The sequence below is a fragment of the Fibrobacter sp. UWB15 genome, assembly GCF_900177705.1.
Taxonomy (GTDB): domain Bacteria; phylum Fibrobacterota; class Fibrobacteria; order Fibrobacterales; family Fibrobacteraceae; genus Fibrobacter.
Genome location: NZ_FXBA01000001.1, coordinates 44,454 through 61,709, shown reverse-complemented (window position 1 = coordinate 61,709; position 17,256 = coordinate 44,454). Strand labels below are relative to the sequence as shown.

Sequence of the window (17,256 nt, the reverse complement as noted above, 5' to 3'; positions counted from 1 at the left end):
CATCACATGATTACATTCCTGATCGGTATCGCGATTCTTATCGGCGGATACTTTACTTACGGAAAATTCGTTGAACATGTCTTCGGCCCCGATGACCGCAAGACTCCCGCCCTCGAAAACCCGGATGGCGTTGACCGCGTTCCCATGGCGCACTGGAAAAACGTCCTTATCCAGCTTTTGAACATTGCAGGCATCGGTCCTGTGATTGGCGTGATTCTTGGCATCAAGTTCGGCGCCATCGTGTTCATTCTGCTCCCGCTCGGAAACGTGCTCGGCGGAGCGGTCCACGACTATTTTAGCGGCATGGTCAGCATGCGCAATAACGGCTACAATGTGCCGGCACTTTCGCGCAAGTTCCTGGGCAAGGGTCCAGCCAAGGTCGTGATGACGCTTATTTCGGTCGCCCTGATTTTGGTGGGCGCCGTCTTCACCAACACGCCTGCCGCTTTGATTAACACGCCAATTCTTGCTGGTTCTGCCGTATCGCCCACTTTGTTCTGGGTCGCGGTCGCCTGCATTTTCGCCTACTACTTTGCGAGCACCTTCTTCCCCATCGATAAAATTATCGGACGTATCTACCCAATTTTCGGTGCACTCCTGATTCTTGCCTCCCTCGCCATTTTCGTGGGAATCGTCCCGAAACTGAACGTTCTCGACGAATTCTGCTTTAGCGACATCATGAGCAACTTCCACAAGCATCCGGCTGGCCAGCCGATTATCCCGATGCTCTTCGTGACCATTGCTTGCGGTATCATTAGCGGTTTCCACAGCACGCAGAGCCCGCTTGTCGCACGCACCGAAGTCACCGAAAGAACGGGTCGTCAGACGTTCTACGGCATGATGATTATTGAAGGCCTGATCGGCATGATCTGGGCCGCCGGCGGCATGTTCATTTACCACCAGATGCCGGAACTCCTGACTGGCGCTTCGGGCGTCAAGGTCTTGAGCGTCCTCGTTTCTACCGTGATTCCCTGGGCTCCGATTTCGATTCTCGTTGTCGTGGGCGTGATTGTCCTTGCTATCACCAGTGGCGACACGAGCCTGCGCAGCCTACGCCTCACGATTGCAGAACTCACCGGCATGGAACAGACCTCCATTCGCAACCGTCTGCTCCTTACTGTGCCTATGTTCGCCATTTGCGCCATCATCATCTTCTGGAGCAACCTGAACCCCGAAGGATTCAACATCCTGTGGAATTACTTCAGCTGGAGCAACCAACTCATGGCCGTGTGCAGCCTTTGCGTGGCCACGGTTTACCTGCGTAGCAAAAAGAAGAACTTCTGGATTGCACTCATTCCGTGCATGTTCATGACCTTCATTACTTGCGACTATATTCTTTGGGTGAGCCCCGAAAACCTGAAGGGAGCTCCGCTGGGCTTCGGTCTCGACTACAAGACCGCCCTTGTAATTGCCCTGCACGACGCCGTCATTCTCGGATTCCTGCTTTGCACTAGGGGCAAGACGCTCACCAAGATGGAAGGTTTCGATCCTGACCGCTGGAACCCCGAACTGGACGAAGGCAAGGTCCCCAAAGCTCAATAAATGGTTCTCGAAGGTTCCGTCAAGTCCATTACCTTTCATAGTCCGCAGAACGGCTTCACCGTGCTGCGGCTTATTGATAGCAGTACCAAGAAGGTGGTGGTCGTTACGGGAACCTTGCCTGAACTTTCCGTAGGCGAAAATCTGCGTTTCGAAGGCGACTGGGGACGCCACCCTAAATTCGGTGAACAATTCCAGGCCAAGCATTTCGAAATCGTCGAAACGCAAAGCAATAATCTGGAAGCCTACCTCGGCAGCGGGCTTTTCCTAGGAATAGGCCCCAAGACGGCTAAGGCCATCGTCGAAACTTTCGGCGACGAACTTCGCGATATTCTGGACTACGAGCCGGACCGTTTCCGTGCCAAGAAAATCAAGGGACTTTCGGCCGCGAAGGTAGAACAGTTCCTTGCGAGTTGGCAAGAAAATCGCCACAGTCGCGAAACCTTATTGTTCCTGTACAATCACGACATCACGGGCAGCGTCGCGAAAAAGCTGTGGATGAAATTCGGGCAGGACACCATCAGCAAAATCCGCGAGAACCCCTACATTCTCTGCGAAGAAATCTGGGGAATCGGATTCCTGAAGGCCGACGAAATTGCGATGAAGGTGGGCGTCCCCAAAGACAGCCCCATGCGCCTGCAAGAGGCGATTCTTTACTCGCTGCAAGAGGCTTCACTTTCGGACGGACACTGCTACTTGCCGAGCAACGATTTAATCGGCCGAACCCTCAAGAATTTGCGCATCGATGTCACCGATGACGATGCCATCCAGAATCTGCTGGAGCAGTTCAAACGCATTTGCGAAGCGGGCCGCATCAAGCGCCACGGCGAAGACTGCTTTTACCCGCCGCTCGACAATGCGGAGCAGAAAATCGCCGAAATCATCAAGCGCAGACTCAACGAAAACGAATTGCCCACTTACGGCTTCGAGCGCGAACTCGTCGACTGGGAACGCGAACATAAATTCAGCTTTCACCCGGTGCAGCGCGAAGCCATTCGCCTCGCCACCGCCCACAAGATTTGCATTATCACCGGCGGTCCAGGCACTGGCAAGACGACGATCCTCAAGGGAATCCTGCACCTGGCGCGCAAAATGGGCGAAAACATTCTGCTCGCCGCCCCTACGGGCCGCGCGGCCAAGCGCATGGGCGACTGCTGCGGCGAAAAGGCCTACACCATTCACCGCCTGCTCGATGTCGATCCCGTCACCAAAAAATTCAACAAGAACGAATTCAACAAGCTTGACTGCAACTTGCTCGTCGTCGACGAATTCAGTATGGTTGACACCTGGCTTGCGGCCTCGCTCCTCGACGCCGTTCCCGAAACCGCCCGCATCGTGTTTGTCGGCGATGCCGACCAGCTCCCGAGCGTGGGCCCGGGCAACGTCCTCAACGATCTGCTGCAGTGTCCGCGCATTCCAAGTGTGCGCCTGCAGCACATCTTTAGGCAATCCGGCGACAACGACATCGCCGACAAGGCCGCTAAAATCAATCAGGGCATCACGCCCGCCCCGATCGAAGGCCCAAACTTCCACTTTGTCCCGTTCGAAACGCCCGAAGAAGCCAAGCTCCACTTACAGCGACTGATCGCGGCCGGCGTGCGCTCCAAAATCGACATTGACCTCAAAACCGACTTGCAGATTCTTGTCCCGATGCGCAAAGGCCCGCTCGGCATCATCGAGCTGAACCCCTTCTTGCAAAACCTGCTGAACCCGGGCGTTCCGCGCCACAAGATGGTCGGCATCGAATGGAGCGTGGGCGACCGCGTCATGCAAATCAAGAACAATTACGACAAGAACGTCTTTAACGGCGACGTCGGAATCGTCTACAGCATCTACAAAGAAAAACGCAAAATCGCCGTCTTCTTCGACGAAAAACTCATCACCTACCAAGACGACGAACTCGACGAACTGCAACTCGCCTACGCCTGCACCATCCACAAGAGCCAGGGCAGTGAATACCCCGCCGTCATCGTGATTCTCGACTCCAGCCACTACGTGATGCTGCAGCGCAACTTAATCTACACCGCAATTACCCGCGCGAAAGGCCACGTGTGGATCCTTTCGGCCCCCGGCGCCTTCCACCAAGCCGTCCGCAACAACCGCAGCACCCGCCGCTACACTCGCCTCAAGGAACGACTGGGCTAAACGAGCGCGCTCCGAACCTATTCGGAGTCCTTGATGCAACGGACTGAATATCCGTCGTACCGACTTGTGTAGAACATGCTCGCATTCACAGAACCGTCATACAGGTTCATGCTGTACGCACGCTCACTATAGTCTTTCCCTGTGGAGTATGCTTCGTAGGTACCTCTCTCTGTAGAACTCCAGAAATAAGCGAGTCCTCCACTGCCGATAAAGCGATCGTAAACGAATTCGTAGCAACCAGCAGGAAATCCGGCAAACCCAAAGGAGTCATCTCCATTGCCGTCATCCTCCCACCCGCACATGGTCTTGAGTTTAAAACCTACCGCAGTGTTGTCCGCCGACGCAAACAGAGCTTTCCATTCGTCGAGACTCGGAAGATGCCAGCCGCTGGGGCAAACGCCCTGAACCGGTAAAGTCGGTGAGCACGTCAAACCATATCCGCATTCAGTCTTTACAGAATCCATGGCAGCTGCCCAAGTGTAGAGGCGTCCCGCTACTTCACAATTCTTGGGTTCGTTATCGTAGCACCAAGACCAATCGTATTTATTCTCACCCGAACCACCCTGGCCAGGATCGTAGTTCAGATTTTCAGCCATCCATTCCATTCCGTCGATTATGATGGTCCTATATTCCTTTCCATCACGACTGTCAATCATGGATCCATATTCTACTTCAGGATTTAAATATGTCTCCTTCGACATATTCCAAACAAAGCCATCCGAAGTCCCTGACGACTCCACATTGTCGCTGCTGCTAGAACCAATTAAATCAACTTCGGCTGGAAGCCCGTCTGTCTTTGAACCAGCAGCACCTTCACCACTGCAACCAACAAACAGCGCAACAACACCAAAAACAGCAAGGAATCTTGCACAAGTCATTCTCGTCTCCTCCAGAGATTTTTTCAACCGTCAAAATAGAAAATCCCGCGAATTTCTCCGCGGGAAATTTTCAAATTCGCTCATACCTCGAAGCGAGTCGAAGACGAGCGACCTCATCGCTCAAAGCGACGGAGTCGCGACCTCTTACAGATCCACCACTTCCGTCCAGCCGAACGGGTCGGGAGCTTCGCCAAACTGGATTGCAGTGTACTTCGTGAAGAGTTCCGTGCAGACCGGACCCGGATTCTTGCCGTCACCGTAGGTGAATTCCTTGCCGGCAACCGGATCCACAATCTTCTTGATCGGAGTAATCACGGCGGCGGTACCGCATTCGGCAGTTTCGGAGAATTCAGCGAGTTCTTCGAACGGGACCTGGCGGCGTTCCACGGTGTAGCCGAGGTATTCAGCCAGCTGCTGCAAGCTCTTGTTCGTAATCGACGGCAGAATGGATTCGGACTTCGGGGTCACGTAGGTCTTGCCCTTGATACCGAAGAAGTTTGCCGGACCGCATTCGTCGATGTACTTCTTTTCCTTTGCGTCCAGGTAAATCGTGCTGGAGTAACCGAGCTTCTTGGCTTCAGCGAGGGAAAGCAAGCTGGCAGCGTAGTTACCGCCGACCTTCACCGTACCCGTACCCTGCGGCGCGGCGCGGTCGTAGTTGCGGCTGATCATCATGTCCACCGGCTTGAACCCGTCCTTGAAGTACGGACCCACCGGAGTCACAAACATCAACAGCAGGTATTCGTCGGCAGGCTTCACACCCACTTCTGGGCTCATACCGATCAGGAGCGGACGAATATAGAGCGTTGCACCGTAGCCATACGGCGGAACAAAGCGCTTGTTGGCCTTCACCACAGTGTGAACCATTTCGCGGAACAATTCAACAGGCGGCACAGCCATGAGTACGCGGTTAGCCGTGTTCTGCATGCGCTTGGCGTTTTCATCGACGCGGAAAATACGGACCTTGCCGTCCTTGCCCGTGTAAGCCTTGAGGCCTTCAAAACCTTCCTGGCCGTAATGCAAGCAAGTAGCGGCCATGTGGATGCTAATGTCCTTGGAAGAAGACAGCTCGATCTTGCCCCACTGACCATTGCGGTAGTAGCAGCGTACATTGTAATCGGTGTCATAATAACCGAAGGGGAGCGTCTTCCAATCGACAGTATTCAAATCAACTTGCATATTATTAACCTTTTTTGCAGTTTGTGCATTTTTAAAGGTATCGTTCGGTACCGAAAGAAAAATACAATTATCGGGGGGATTTTGGCTCGCAACTTTCAAAAAAAAAGCCCTTTTGACGTACAAAGGGGGCGATGCTCCCAATTAAGTACATAGAAAAGAACGGCCACTTTTTTCTATTTTACTCGTCGATGAATTCTCTTTTGCAAAAATCTGTGGATGGCGTTCGCCTTTCTCCGGCCGAGGCGCTGGACATTTTGAAGAACGCCCCGTGGACCGAGGTCGCCCAAGCCGCCAACACCGTACGCCACCGAATCAATCCGGGCAACAAGGTGGGCTACACGGCATTTCGCATCGTGAACTACACGAACGTCTGCGAAATCACTTGCAGTTTCTGTAGTTTCTGCCGCCCGGCTCACAGTCCCGAAGCCTATGTGCTTAGTTTGGACGAAATCCGAAAGAAAACGCTCGAAGCGAAGGCCAAAGGAGCCGACCAGATTTTTTTGCAAGGTGGCGTGAACAAGGATATTCCGCTTGAATACTACACCGACGTGCTGAAAATGCTTACGCAGGAACTCGGCGTGAAAGTTCGCGGATTTTCGCCGGTGGAGCTCGTGCGCATCGCCGAATTCAACGGGATTTCTCTCGACGAACTACTCGACATTTTCAAGGAAGCTGGCCTGAGTTCCGTTCCGGGCGCCGGTGCCGAAATCTTAAGCGACCGCATGCGCCAAATCCTGAGCCCCAAGAAGCTGCCCGCCCAAGTCTGGTGCGATACCCTCGCCGCCTGCCACAAGAAGGGACTCCCCGGCAGCGCGAACATCGTCTTCGGTAGCGTCGAAACGCCCGAAGAAATCATCGAGCATCTGGATTACGTGCGCAAGACTCAGGACATCGCGCACGGATTCAAGAGTTTTGTCGTGTGGACGTTCCAGCCGCAGACCGACAAGTTCCCCATCCGCCACGTGCGCGGCGACGAATACCTGAAACTCCTCGCGCTCAGCCGCCTCTACTTCGACAACATCCCGCACATCGAAGTTTCGCTGCTCGGCATGGGACTCTCGCTCGGCGAACTCGGCCTGCATGCCGGCGCCGACGACATCAACAGTATCGTCATCGAGGAGAACGTTCTCCAGAATCATGGCCTCACCACCATCGAGCAAGCCGAAGATTTCATCAAGAACGCCGGCTTTACCCCTTACAGACGAACTCTAAACTTCGACTAAGGCGAGAGTCGCGACCATGGCAAGCGAAGCATGTCAATGGGCATGACCGAGCCGCCACAAAGTGCGCTACAAAGTAGCGCCAACTTTGATTAAGGCATAAAAAAATACCGATCAGCCTGTTCAGCTTAACCGGTAATCACCAGAGAGAGAAATCTAAAAAAAATAGCCAGGCGGCGAATTAAGCGCGCTTGGCGTACTTCTTGAAGCTCTTGACCAGCAGGGCAGCGAGAATGCAGTACATATTATCCTTCCATCCTTTATTTTCGACGTTTTATCGCCATTTTTTAACAGCGCGCCAAATTTAACAAAAATTTACTAACGCGTCAAGGGGAAATAATATATATTCCGCAACTTTTTTTTAAAAGCCCCCCCCCTTGGAGGATAGGGCGTTGCGGGATGTGCCCGCAGAGGGGGTAGCGAAAGACGAAGGCTGTAGCGAGGGGGAGACCTCCCCCCTTTTCTTTGTTTTTCAGGCTAAAATTTGGTATTTTTGGGGGCATGAAACGAATTATTTTATTTTGCCTAGTCGCTGCCCTGTGCGCTCAAGCACGGCCGTCCCTGCAAGTGGATCGGGAACGCATCGAATCAGGCAAGACCTTTGGCCTTCAGCTTGTATTTCCCTTAAATGAACTCCCCGAAAACCGCAGCAATCTGGAAATTGAAACTGCAAACGGCTTTACGCTCGTCAAACTCGACAGTGCCGACCAGATGATTCGCCCCAGCATGGAAGACATGTTCAATTCGTTTTTCAGTGGCGGGAGTCGCGGCGGTTACAAGGCCCGTATCTACACGTTCAACCTGAAAGCCCCCAAGAAGACAGGTCGTTTCAGCGTCGGTCAAATTTTCATGACCATTGACGATCAAAAGAGGAACATCACAGGCGATATTCCAATCAGCATTCAGCGCGCCTACACCGATGACGCCCTGGGTGTGAGCCTTACCCCGAGCAAGAAGTCCGTTTACGAGGGCGAACAGTTCAGCGTAACGCTCGGGTTCCACACCTACGAACACTTTGAAGGCGGCCTGCAGGCCACCGACATGAACACCGGCGACGACTTTATCGTTCACCGCAGCGACCTAGCCAACATGAAGTTCGAACCGGTTGACGGCAGCCGTCGCGAAATGCAGGCCAGCGCCAAGTTCGCCTGGTTAGCCTCCACCAAGAGCGGAAACCTGCAAATTCCGCCGTTCAAGTTCAAGTACACGAAGCTTGGAGAACCCAAGGTCGTCGAAGAAAACAAGAAAATGGGCGGCATGACGTTCTCGAGCAGAAGCGTCAAGCAGGAATCTGTAGAAACCGAAACCCAGACCCCCACTATTAATATTACTGTAAAGCCGCTGCCTACCGAAGGCAAACCCGAGAACTTTAGCGGCATGGTCGGTAGCTACACCTTTAACGCCAACTTTGACCGCACCAACCTGAAGGTGGGCGAAGCGATGACGCTGACCATCAACATCAAGGGCGACGGCCTGCCAGGTTCCATTACCGACCCCAAGCTCCCCGACTTTGGCGAATTCCGCTCGGTGCCCCCCGAAAACGAAATCAACAAGAAGGTGGTTGGCAACAAGGTGATTACGACCAAGAACATCCGCGTGTTCCTGTACCCCAAAAAGAAGGGCGAATTCACCATTCCCGAAATTACTTACTCCTGGTTCAACCCGAGCAAAAAGGCTTACGAAACCGCCAAGGCTGGTCCCTGGAATGTCGTAGTGGAAAAAGGTGAAGCCGCTGCTGAAGCGATCTTCCAGGCGCCGGTTGCCCAAGGCCCCGCCGCCGTGCAGAAGCAAGAAATTGAATCGCTCGGTTCCGACATCCGCTTTATCCATAAGGTGAACGACGCCAGCAACACGACCGCCCCCTACAAAAGCATTGTTTACTGGGTGATTTTTGCCGCCGCGATTCCGTTCTACCTGATTGTCACCTTTGCCGTGCGCAGTCGCCGCAAGCACAACAGTGACGCCGCTCTGGTGCGTAAGGGCAAGGCCGACAAGATGCTCAAGGTCCGATTTGCAAACGCCCGCGAAGCCTTAAAGAAGGGCGACGCCAAGGCGCTTTATGCCGCCCTCGAAAACGGCCTCATCGATTACCTGAGCGACAAGACCAATCTGGAATTCAAGGGTATGACTAGAGCGCAAATGAACGAAGAACTCGAAAAGCTCGGCGTCAAGAACGAAACCATTACGGCTATCGACAGCTGGCTTGACAAGTGCGCATTCGCCAGATTTGCTCCGGTGAACCCGACCAAGGACGAGCAGCAACAAATGCTCAAAGACGTCGAAAAATTGTGCGAATTAGTTGGAAGTAGGAAGTAGGAAGTATGAAGTTGAAAGTCTTTCTTTTTTCTCTTATCGTCTTGATTGTTGGCACAGCAAGCTCTTTTGCCGTGGAACATTGCAACGGTATTGAATCCGGTGTCGTATACTATAACGAAGGCGAGTTCGAGCGCGCCATTGATGAATGGCGCACTTGTGTTGACAATGGCACCGAAAATTCGGACCTTTACTACAACTTGGGCAATGCCTACTTTAGGGAAGGCAAAATTGGCTTCGCCATTTATTATTACAAGTCGGCTCTGCGCCTCGCCCCCAATAACGACGACATTATTCACAACCTCAAGTACGCGCAGGCCATGACCCGCGACAAGGTAGAAGAAGACGGCGAAGAAAACCCGCTCCTTGCGGGGCTGTTCAAAGCCCACCACGCGCTTTCTTTAAGGACTCAAATGTGGGTGTTGCTTGGAATCTTCTGGGTCATTGCACTTGCCGCCATCGCAAGGCGCATCAGCCGCAGTGGCAGAACCAAGAACGTGCTGATTGGCACCATGTTTGCTTTATCTAGCGTTTTCTGCATTATCGCGATGAGTGCCGGCTACAAGATTTTTGTCGCCGAGACCAACATCGAAGGCGTCGTAACCGCCAAAGATGCCGACGTGACAAGCGCCCCGAACAACAAGTCGCAAACGCTGAACACGCTTTCTGAAGGCACCACGTTCGAAGTGCTTTCGGAACAGGACAACTTTGCCGAAATCCGTTTGGGCGAAAAAATACGCGGATTTGTGAAACTTTCTGATGTCGGAATCGTGAAATAAACTATTTTTCTTCATTATGGAACGCGAAACCTTTAAATCAAGACTCGGATTTATCCTCATTGCCGCCGGTTGCGCCATTGGCCTGGGCAACGTGTGGCGTTTCCCTTACATTGCTGGCCAGTACGGCGGAGCGGCCTTTGTGCTCCCGTACCTCGGCTTCCTGCTTTTCCTGGGCCTGCCCATTTTAATGGCTGAACTCGCCCTGGGTCGTGGAGGCCGAAGCGGTATCGCCCGCGCCTTCGACAACCTGGAAAAACCGGGTACCAAGTGGCATTGGGCCAAGTTCCCGCTGATCTCGGCCAACTATATATTAATGGCCTTCTACTCGGTGGTGACTGGCTGGATGTTCTACTACTTCTACAAGATGGTGACCGATCCCAAGTTCCTCTTGGGCACTCCTGATGAGATTGCGTCCGGCTTCGGCGAAATGCTTTCGAATCCGGGCCTCATGATTTTCTGGATGACGGTTGCCATTGTCATTGGCCTCTTTATCGTGTCGCTTGGCCTTCAGAAGGGTGTGGAACGCATCACCAAGGGCATGATGATCTGCTTGCTTATCATTATGGTGATTCTTGCGATTCGCGCCGTGACGCTCCCCGGCTCTACGGCTGGCCTTGAATTCTACCTGTTGCCGTCCTTGGAACGCCTTACGCAATCGGGCAAGGGCCTGGGCGAGGCTATCTTTGCCGCCTTTGCTCACGCCTTCTTTACCTTGAGCCTCGGTATCGGTAGCATGGCTATTTTCGGTAGCTACATCGGAAAGCATCATTCCCTGGCCAAAGAAGCCACAAGTGTCTGCATTCTGGATACCGTTGTCGCCTTGGTCGCGGGTATCATCATCATCCCGAGCTGCTTTGCCTTCAACCAGTCTCCTGGTCAGGGCCCGGGTCTTATCTTCGTGACGCTTTCTAACGTGTTCGCCATGATGCCTGCAGGCAGGTTCTTCGGTGCCGCATTCTTCCTATTCATGTCGTTTGCGGCCATGTCCACGCTGATTGCCGTATTCGAAAACCTGGTGTCGTTCTGGATGGACCTCAAGGGATACAAGCGCCGCAAGGTCGCCTATTGGAACATCTTGATCGTATTCCTGCTTTCGCTCCCCTGCGCTCTCGGCTTCAACGTGCTTTCCAGCTTTGAACCGTTCGGTCCCGGCAGCTGTGTCTTGGACCTCGAAGACTTTATCGTGAGCAACACCATGCTCCCGGCGGGCGGCATGTTCATCGCCATCTTCTGCTCTAGCCGCTATGGTTGGGGTCAGGAAAAGTTCTTTGCCGAAATGAATGCCGGTAAGGGTTACAAGATCCCTTACAATGCCGCCTTCAGAATCTACTTCAAGTGGATTTTGCCGGCTCTCGTTTCGATCCTCTTGATTCAGGGTTACCTCTCCAAGTTTGCACCGGAACTCTGCGCTAAGATTTTCGGATAACAATCTGACAATCTGACAGCGACATTTACTCAAATGAAACGTCGCCAGAAAAAACGTCTTCCAATGAACCGCTCGCAGATGATGCAGGCGGTTCATTCCGTAGATACGAAACCAGAAATTTTAGTACGCCGAGCGCTTTTTAAAGCGGGGCTGCGCTACAGGCTCCACCGCCGCGATTTACCGGGTACACCCGACCTGTATATTCTTAAGCATGGCGTGGTCATTTTTATAAACGGCTGTTTCTGGCACCAACACGGCTGCAAGTTCACAAGCCGCCCCAAAAGCAATCCCGAATTCTGGAACGAAAAATTCACGAACAATGTGGTGCGCGATGTCAAAACCAACTGGAAGCTTTCGCTACAAGGCTATCGCGTTGCTACCGTATGGGAATGTTCCATCAAGAACGACTTTGACCGCACCATAGAACGCCTCAAGGCATTTATCACAGGCGACGAAGAAAGCATCGAGATTTGAGCCGCACACGATAAAAAAGACTATCTTTCTGACAGATTTTAGGAGGCGTTATGCAGATGAATTATGCAGAATGGGTTTGCCCGGAATGCAAGACCAAGAATCGCGAAGCTTGCAACATGTGGATGTACGGCAGCCCAATTCGCGAGTGCAAGGCCTGTCACAGCGAATACCTGGACAGGCGCTGGCGCGAGGTGGCGATTGACGGATTTGATCCGCGTAGCAAGAATGCAAAATTCTACGCGAAGGGAGCGCTGTTCCTTTTGTCGATGGCGATAATCTGCGGAGTTTTGCTCCAAACTTCTGTCGTACAAGGGAGCAATTCCACAAAGCTTACCCTGGCGTGCGTTCTATGCTCGCTATTCGGCATCGTCAGCGGAGTCATCGCGCTTCGCATCAAGCTCGGCTTTGCCGCCAAGGACAACAGTAAGCACATGGCCGAATCGAAGGCCCGCTTAGGCGACCCGCAGTATGTCGAAAAATTGAGGAAGTACGGATACAAAGTTTAAAGAGCGAGTTCAACTATGCACGTTCTCGAAAAAATCAGTGAATTTGTGGGCAAGTGGATGGCAATTGTCGTTTTGGCCATCGCGGCGCTCTCGCTGTTCCTGCCGAAATCCACACTCTGGATTGAACTCAGTTGGGTGAATTACTTGCTGATGGTCGTGATGTTCGGCATGGGCCTTACCCTCAAGCTGAGCGACTTTGCGCTTGTATTTGCACGGCCGAAGGAAATCACCATCGGGTGTGCGGCGCAGTTCATCGTGATGCCTGCACTCGCATTTTTGCTCTCCAAGATTTTCGGGCTCGATGCAGCCCTCATGGCGGGCGTGATCCTTGTGGGAACTTGCCCAGGAGGCACTTCGAGTAACGTGATTACTTACCTCTCAAAAGGCGACGTGGCGCTTTCCGTGGGCATGACCAGCGTGAATACGCTGCTCGCTCCCGTGCTGACTCCGGCGATTACTTACTTGCTCTTGCGCACCACCGTGAACGTGGACGTGATGGCGATGTTCCTTTCCATCGTGAAAGTCGTCATCGTGCCGATTGCGTTAGGATTTGTCATAAACAAGTTCTTTGGCTCATGGACTGCGCGTGCCGTGAAGGTCTTGCCGCTCGTCTCGGTGATTGCAATCGCGATGATTGTAGCCGCGGTTGTCTCGCACAATGCGGCGAAGATTCTCTCTACGGGCGCCATCGTGTTTGCCGTGGTGATTCTCCATAACCTGCTCGGTTACGGCTGCGGATTCGGCCTCGGGAAGTTGCTGAAATTCTCGACACCCAAGACAAAGGCGCTTTCCATCGAAATCGGCATGCAGAATTCCGGACTCGCCACAAGCCTTGCAGCGACTTCGTTCTCGGGACTTGCGATGGCGACCGTCCCCGGCGCCATCTTCTCCGTGTGGCATAACATTTCGGGTGCGATACTCGCGAATATTTACAGGAAACTTGACGGCAAATAAATTAGCCCAGAGCTATCAGTGGACTAATTCGCAAACTGCCAGGTATCGAACAGCACATCACCCTTTATAATCAGATAGACCGTGTGGACGCCGCTTGAGATGTTGCCGCACTTCGCCTCCTGTTCCTGCCAGTCACTGCCAGCGCTGTTGATTGAGGCTACGTTCGCGCCATCTCGCTTGTCAAGACGGAGCGTTACCGAGCCCTTGCCTTTCACCAGGGCCTTCAGCGTTTTTGCGCTGCTGAAATACACATTGCGAACTTCGATGACGCCTTCTGTAGGTGCCGGGCCATCCTTGCTGGGAGTACCGACGGAAGCCACCATGTGGCCGGGTTCCTCCGTTGGCACGTAGCGAATGCCCAGGGTTGCGGCAGCCGTAGATGCCTGCTGCACGGAATAGGGGTCAAGATTCTTGATGGCCTTTACACCCTTGTAGGTCGGTTTCGCTTCCTTGATAACGACATTTGCTTCGTCCACTTCAATTTCGTCAACCAGAATGCTGCGGAAACCGCCGTGGGAACCTATGGAAGCCTCTAGAATAGCCGCCTGGTAGAATATGTACCACTTGTCCTGATACTTATGGAGATGAGTGTGATTGTTGCCATAGGTCATGCCATTCTCACCCATGTTCTTGAAGTAGTTCCCGCCGTAGGTCCAGGAATCAGGATTCAGGGGCTCGGTGCTGGTGAAGTAGTTCATGCTGCAGGCCGTCGGAGCCTCGCCACCCCATTCCCAAGGAGTATGGTCGTTCCAGTCGTTGTTGAAAGTATATACGTACTTGCCGTTGATATAATTGAGTTCATTTGCCTCAAAGTGGAACGGGGACGGAAGTTTCACCGGATCCCCGTCAAGGGAATGCAAGTCCGGATTGAGCTTGGCAATCCAGCCCTGCCCATTACCGAACGAAATCCAGCCATCGCCGTTGTCGTCAATTACGGCACCCGGATCAAATATGGAGCCGCTGCCTTTTACAACAGGATTGTCGCCATCGATAAGGCTCTTGCTCAAAGGAGATGTCCACGGACCCACCGGAGACTTCGCTTGGATAACGCCGGTGCCAAAGCCGCTATTGGAGAAATAGAGGGAGAAAAGCGTGCTGCCATCGCCCTGTTCCTTGCTAATGATGCTGGGTGCCCACGAAGCCATAATCCATGGAGCCACTTCACCGACAGGAATCAGTCCGTGATAAGTCCAGTTGACCATATCGTCAGTGGACATCATTACCAGCGTCTTGATTTTCTCGTAAGTATTGCTGACACCTTCTTCGTACTGCTGATGGTCGTTGGTACCATAGACATAGAGACGCCCCTTGTACTCAATTGCCGTCGGGTCCGCACAGTACTGGAAATCCAATATAGGATTGGCATTGTCCAAGCCTAATTTGGGGGACTTTACAGGCATCTTGCCTACCGTGCCATCGGAATCCTTTGCCCGGATAATGATTTTACCGAAACTGATCGTTGCAGCATCACTTGGAGTGTCTGGGCTTACGACAAGAGCCAAACTGACAAGCGTCTTGCCCGGTTCAAAGGACAGAACAAGGCTTGTTGCGCCACTGGGAATTCTTTCCGTAGTCTTGGCCTCGTCGCTATAAGTCGCAATCACATCAATGTTATCGTATGCGACGGCCTTGGCAAAGTTTATCTCCACCTTAGTATAGACATCCGTATTCAGGTCGTGTATGTCCCAGTAGTTGTTGGCATACTGCTTATAGGTAAAACTATTGTTGTCGGGGTCCTTTTCGCCACCGCCACCGTACCAATCTACAATGATATCCTCGATAGACAGGGCAATATCGAATTTGGCGACAGCAACCTCATCCTTTATTTCGTCATTACTGAGAGAATCCTTAGGCAATTCTTGAGAAAGGGAATCCCTTGACTGGACGGGATTGACGGTATCCTTGGGCAAAACCGGGTCAACCGTGTCCTTGGGCAGAACTGGATCGAGGGAATCCTCGGGGTTTTCCTGACCGAGAGAATCTCCGGGGATATCCAGAATGGGGGCGTCTTCGTCTAAATCCTTGCTGACGGAATCATCGTCGCCGCAGGACATTAACATGGACGAAACAGTTACAAGTGTTACCGCAAGAAGGATTTTCTTTTTCATATTCACACCCCATGTTACTATGATTAGCATTAAAATATATTGTATTAGCGAATTGGTATACTATGAAAAGCAGTTTTTTCACATAGCGTTGAGCAGTTCTAAACGGCTAATTTTTTATCGCCGCTCCCGAAGGCTTGAAAAAACTACACGAGGCTCATCCCGACGTCCAGATTTACGTCGGACATCTAGACCGCTGCCTGAACGAGGCTGCCTACATTTGCCCAGGCCTCGGCGATGCCGGCGACCGCATTTTCGGAACGAAATAGAAAGAGCGATGTTTATTGCGAGTCCGTGGACGAAGGTTCCTTTTTCACCCAATAGCCGCCGGTCTTTTTAGAACCACGACGTTCAATAAGTTCTTTTTTACGCAAAGACGAAACAACCTTATCAAGTGTGTCAATAGGCATTTGTAGTCTGCCAGAAAGTTCTTTTATCATAACTCCAGGTCTTTTTGTGATTTCCAGGAACACTTTCTGCTGTGTTTCATTTAGTTCAATTTTTAATCCGCCACTTAATCCGCCACTTAATCCGCCATTTAATCCGCCAACATTGCTCTTTTCTGGCACATGATCTGTCAACGGAATCTCCGCTATAAAAATATCGTTATCCACAAATTTGGGTTTTAACCCAGAATAAATTTCGCACAGGTCACTAATTTTACGGATGCCCGTGCCGAGGTATTCCGCAAACCCCATCTGTGCAAACATTGTGGCAATATGCGGATTCTTAGGATAAGAACATAGCTGAGATGCTATTTTCTCGTACGCAAAGGGCTTATTCGCGTTATTCGTCACAAGCTTATCTTTATAAATAACGAGTGTTGTTGGAATCGGATTCATGTATTCACGATGAATCAGCATATTCGCAATCACTTCTCTAAAAATCTTGTCACGCAAAGAGAGTCTTGTTTTCCCATCCAAATAGAATTTGTCAGGGAGATGCTTTTCGATAAACCCGTTCAGCAATTCGTAACCATCAATCAGATTGCATGTGACGGTCAAGCGATCATCGTAGCGCATCAGGTCTTGTTTGCGGACTATTGCTTCAATTTTATAATATGGCAAATAACTTGAAATCGCTTCGTCCGTGCCGAACAGCATAAGTGCAGCAAGTGTATAGCCCGACTTTCCAATGGTAGAATCATAGCGAATCAAACCAGCCGCTTTGAAAAAATCTTCCTTGTTCAACTTGAGCCACGGGTGATTGGACCTGATAGAACGAATCAAATCCTTGGCCTTCTTAAGCATTCCGCGTTTAATATCAATTTCGCGAAGCCCCGGATAAACGGTATTTTCCGTATAGCTGTTGCTTTTGCGCAAATACATTGCACTAATTGCGCTCTGCGTCTTTACCACAAAATCGCCATCGACGCTACGGTCGAAGACCTTCTTGCCGGTCTTGTGGACCTGCGAACTGGCGGGAACAAAGAAGTAGATCAATTTTTTGTCTTTGTAGTCAACAACTTGCGGGTCAATCAAGTACTGAGGATCCAATTTTTCAGGATTGTTGCTTAGATTCGCTATTTGCTTGCAAAGTTTTTCGACGCAATTGGGGTCAACACCCTCAATTTTTTTGTCGTCTGTAACTCCAAGGACAATATGGCCCCCATTGCGGTTTAAGAACGCCGCAACGGATTCGAAAAGATTGTCGGGCAATGCAGTCTTTGCCCTCTTGAATTCGACCGTCAAGCCTTCGCCCTGACGAATGATTTTTCTCAATTCTTTTTCATCCATAT

The 17,256-nt window shown here is 51.8% G+C and carries 13 protein-coding genes and 1 pseudogene; 10 read left to right on the top strand and 4 right to left on the bottom strand.

The window, feature by feature from the left end; all coding sequences use genetic code 11:
- Nucleotides 1-6 precede the first annotated feature (6 nt).
- Nucleotides 7-1,542 (top strand): carbon starvation CstA family protein, encoded by a 1,536-nt coding sequence (locus tag B9Y58_RS00285; RefSeq protein WP_073053287.1) that lies wholly within the window; start codon nucleotides 7-9, stop codon nucleotides 1,540-1,542.
- Complete coding sequence (locus tag B9Y58_RS00280; protein ID WP_073053285.1) at nucleotides 1,543-3,684, top strand: SF1B family DNA helicase RecD2; 2,142 nt, start codon at nucleotides 1,543-1,545, stop codon at nucleotides 3,682-3,684. It begins immediately after the preceding gene.
- 17 nt (nucleotides 3,685-3,701) lie between these two features.
- Here B9Y58_RS00280 and B9Y58_RS00275 read toward each other — a convergent pair whose 3' ends face one another.
- Nucleotides 3,702-4,562, bottom strand: coding sequence for a fibrobacter succinogenes major paralogous domain-containing protein (locus B9Y58_RS00275; protein ID WP_073053284.1), 861 nt, complete (start codon nucleotides 4,560-4,562; stop codon nucleotides 3,702-3,704).
- 144 nt (nucleotides 4,563-4,706) lie between these two features.
- Nucleotides 4,707-5,840, bottom strand: coding sequence for a branched-chain amino acid aminotransferase (locus tag B9Y58_RS00270; protein WP_255370600.1), 1,134 nt, complete (start codon nucleotides 5,838-5,840; stop codon nucleotides 4,707-4,709).
- Nucleotides 5,841-5,929: 89 nt separating this feature from the next.
- Between B9Y58_RS00270 and B9Y58_RS00265 the strand changes: the two genes are divergently transcribed.
- From B9Y58_RS00265 to B9Y58_RS00235, 7 genes are all read left to right on the top strand, one after another.
- Nucleotides 5,930-6,964, top strand: coding sequence for a radical SAM protein (locus tag B9Y58_RS00265; protein ID WP_083532156.1), 1,035 nt, complete (start codon nucleotides 5,930-5,932; stop codon nucleotides 6,962-6,964).
- Between the two features lie 498 nt (nucleotides 6,965-7,462).
- A complete protein-coding gene (locus B9Y58_RS00260; protein ID WP_073053280.1) occupies nucleotides 7,463-9,277 on the top strand; it encodes a BatD family protein in 1,815 nt (604 codons plus the stop codon).
- Nucleotides 9,278-9,282: 5 nt separating this feature from the next.
- Nucleotides 9,283-10,053, top strand: a complete 771-nt coding sequence (locus B9Y58_RS00255) for a tetratricopeptide repeat protein (RefSeq protein ID WP_073053278.1) — start codon at nucleotides 9,283-9,285, stop codon at nucleotides 10,051-10,053.
- A 16-nt stretch (nucleotides 10,054-10,069) separates the two neighbouring features.
- On the top strand, nucleotides 10,070-11,479 hold the full coding sequence (locus B9Y58_RS00250) for a sodium-dependent transporter (protein WP_073053276.1): 1,410 nt from the start codon (nucleotides 10,070-10,072) through the stop codon (nucleotides 11,477-11,479).
- A 33-nt stretch (nucleotides 11,480-11,512) separates the two neighbouring features.
- Nucleotides 11,513-11,953 carry a very short patch repair endonuclease gene (locus B9Y58_RS00245; RefSeq protein WP_073053273.1) on the top strand — a complete coding sequence of 147 codons (441 nt, stop codon included), beginning with the start codon at nucleotides 11,513-11,515 and terminating at the stop codon, nucleotides 11,951-11,953.
- Nucleotides 11,954-12,003: 50 nt separating this feature from the next.
- Nucleotides 12,004-12,459 (top strand): hypothetical protein, encoded by a 456-nt coding sequence (locus B9Y58_RS00240; protein WP_073053271.1) that lies wholly within the window; start codon nucleotides 12,004-12,006, stop codon nucleotides 12,457-12,459.
- Nucleotides 12,460-12,474: 15 nt separating this feature from the next.
- On the top strand, nucleotides 12,475-13,413 hold the full coding sequence (locus tag B9Y58_RS00235; RefSeq protein WP_073053269.1) for a bile acid:sodium symporter family protein: 939 nt from the start codon (nucleotides 12,475-12,477) through the stop codon (nucleotides 13,411-13,413).
- Between the two features lie 23 nt (nucleotides 13,414-13,436).
- Here B9Y58_RS00235 and B9Y58_RS00230 read toward each other — a convergent pair whose 3' ends face one another.
- Nucleotides 13,437-15,521 carry a glycoside hydrolase family 43 protein gene (locus B9Y58_RS00230; protein ID WP_073053267.1) on the bottom strand — a complete coding sequence of 695 codons (2,085 nt, stop codon included), beginning with the start codon at nucleotides 15,519-15,521 and terminating at the stop codon, nucleotides 13,437-13,439.
- 116 nt (nucleotides 15,522-15,637) lie between these two features.
- Between B9Y58_RS00230 and B9Y58_RS00225 the strand changes: the two are divergent.
- Nucleotides 15,638-15,787 (top strand): annotated as a pseudogene (locus B9Y58_RS00225) (uracil phosphoribosyltransferase); the annotation flags it as partial.
- 12 nt (nucleotides 15,788-15,799) lie between these two features.
- On the opposite strand, the gene B9Y58_RS00220 reads toward B9Y58_RS00225, so the two are convergent.
- The gene (locus B9Y58_RS00220; RefSeq protein ID WP_073053265.1) at nucleotides 15,800-17,254 is read right to left on the bottom strand and encodes an RNA-binding domain-containing protein; all 1,455 of its coding nucleotides are present in this window, start codon (nucleotides 17,252-17,254) and stop codon (nucleotides 15,800-15,802) included.
- Nucleotides 17,255-17,256 lie beyond the last annotated feature (2 nt).

Coding starts and splice junctions, on each gene's coding strand:
- B9Y58_RS00285 (WP_073053287.1), top strand. CDS start 7: ATGATTACATTCCTGATCGGTATCGCGATTCTTATCGGCGGATACTTT.
- B9Y58_RS00280 (WP_073053285.1), top strand. CDS start 1,543: ATGGTTCTCGAAGGTTCCGTCAAGTCCATTACCTTTCATAGTCCGCAG.
- B9Y58_RS00275 (WP_073053284.1), bottom strand. CDS start 4,562: ATGACTTGTGCAAGATTCCTTGCTGTTTTTGGTGTTGTTGCGCTGTTT.
- B9Y58_RS00265 (WP_083532156.1), top strand. CDS start 5,930: ATGAATTCTCTTTTGCAAAAATCTGTGGATGGCGTTCGCCTTTCTCCG.
- B9Y58_RS00260 (WP_073053280.1), top strand. CDS start 7,463: ATGAAACGAATTATTTTATTTTGCCTAGTCGCTGCCCTGTGCGCTCAA.
- B9Y58_RS00255 (WP_073053278.1), top strand. CDS start 9,283: ATGAAGTTGAAAGTCTTTCTTTTTTCTCTTATCGTCTTGATTGTTGGC.
- B9Y58_RS00250 (WP_073053276.1), top strand. CDS start 10,070: ATGGAACGCGAAACCTTTAAATCAAGACTCGGATTTATCCTCATTGCC.
- B9Y58_RS00245 (WP_073053273.1), top strand. CDS start 11,513: ATGAAACGTCGCCAGAAAAAACGTCTTCCAATGAACCGCTCGCAGATG.
- B9Y58_RS00240 (WP_073053271.1), top strand. CDS start 12,004: ATGCAGATGAATTATGCAGAATGGGTTTGCCCGGAATGCAAGACCAAG.
- B9Y58_RS00235 (WP_073053269.1), top strand. CDS start 12,475: ATGCACGTTCTCGAAAAAATCAGTGAATTTGTGGGCAAGTGGATGGCA.
- B9Y58_RS00230 (WP_073053267.1), bottom strand. CDS start 15,521: ATGAAAAAGAAAATCCTTCTTGCGGTAACACTTGTAACTGTTTCGTCC.
- B9Y58_RS00220 (WP_073053265.1), bottom strand. CDS start 17,254: ATGGATGAAAAAGAATTGAGAAAAATCATTCGTCAGGGCGAAGGCTTG.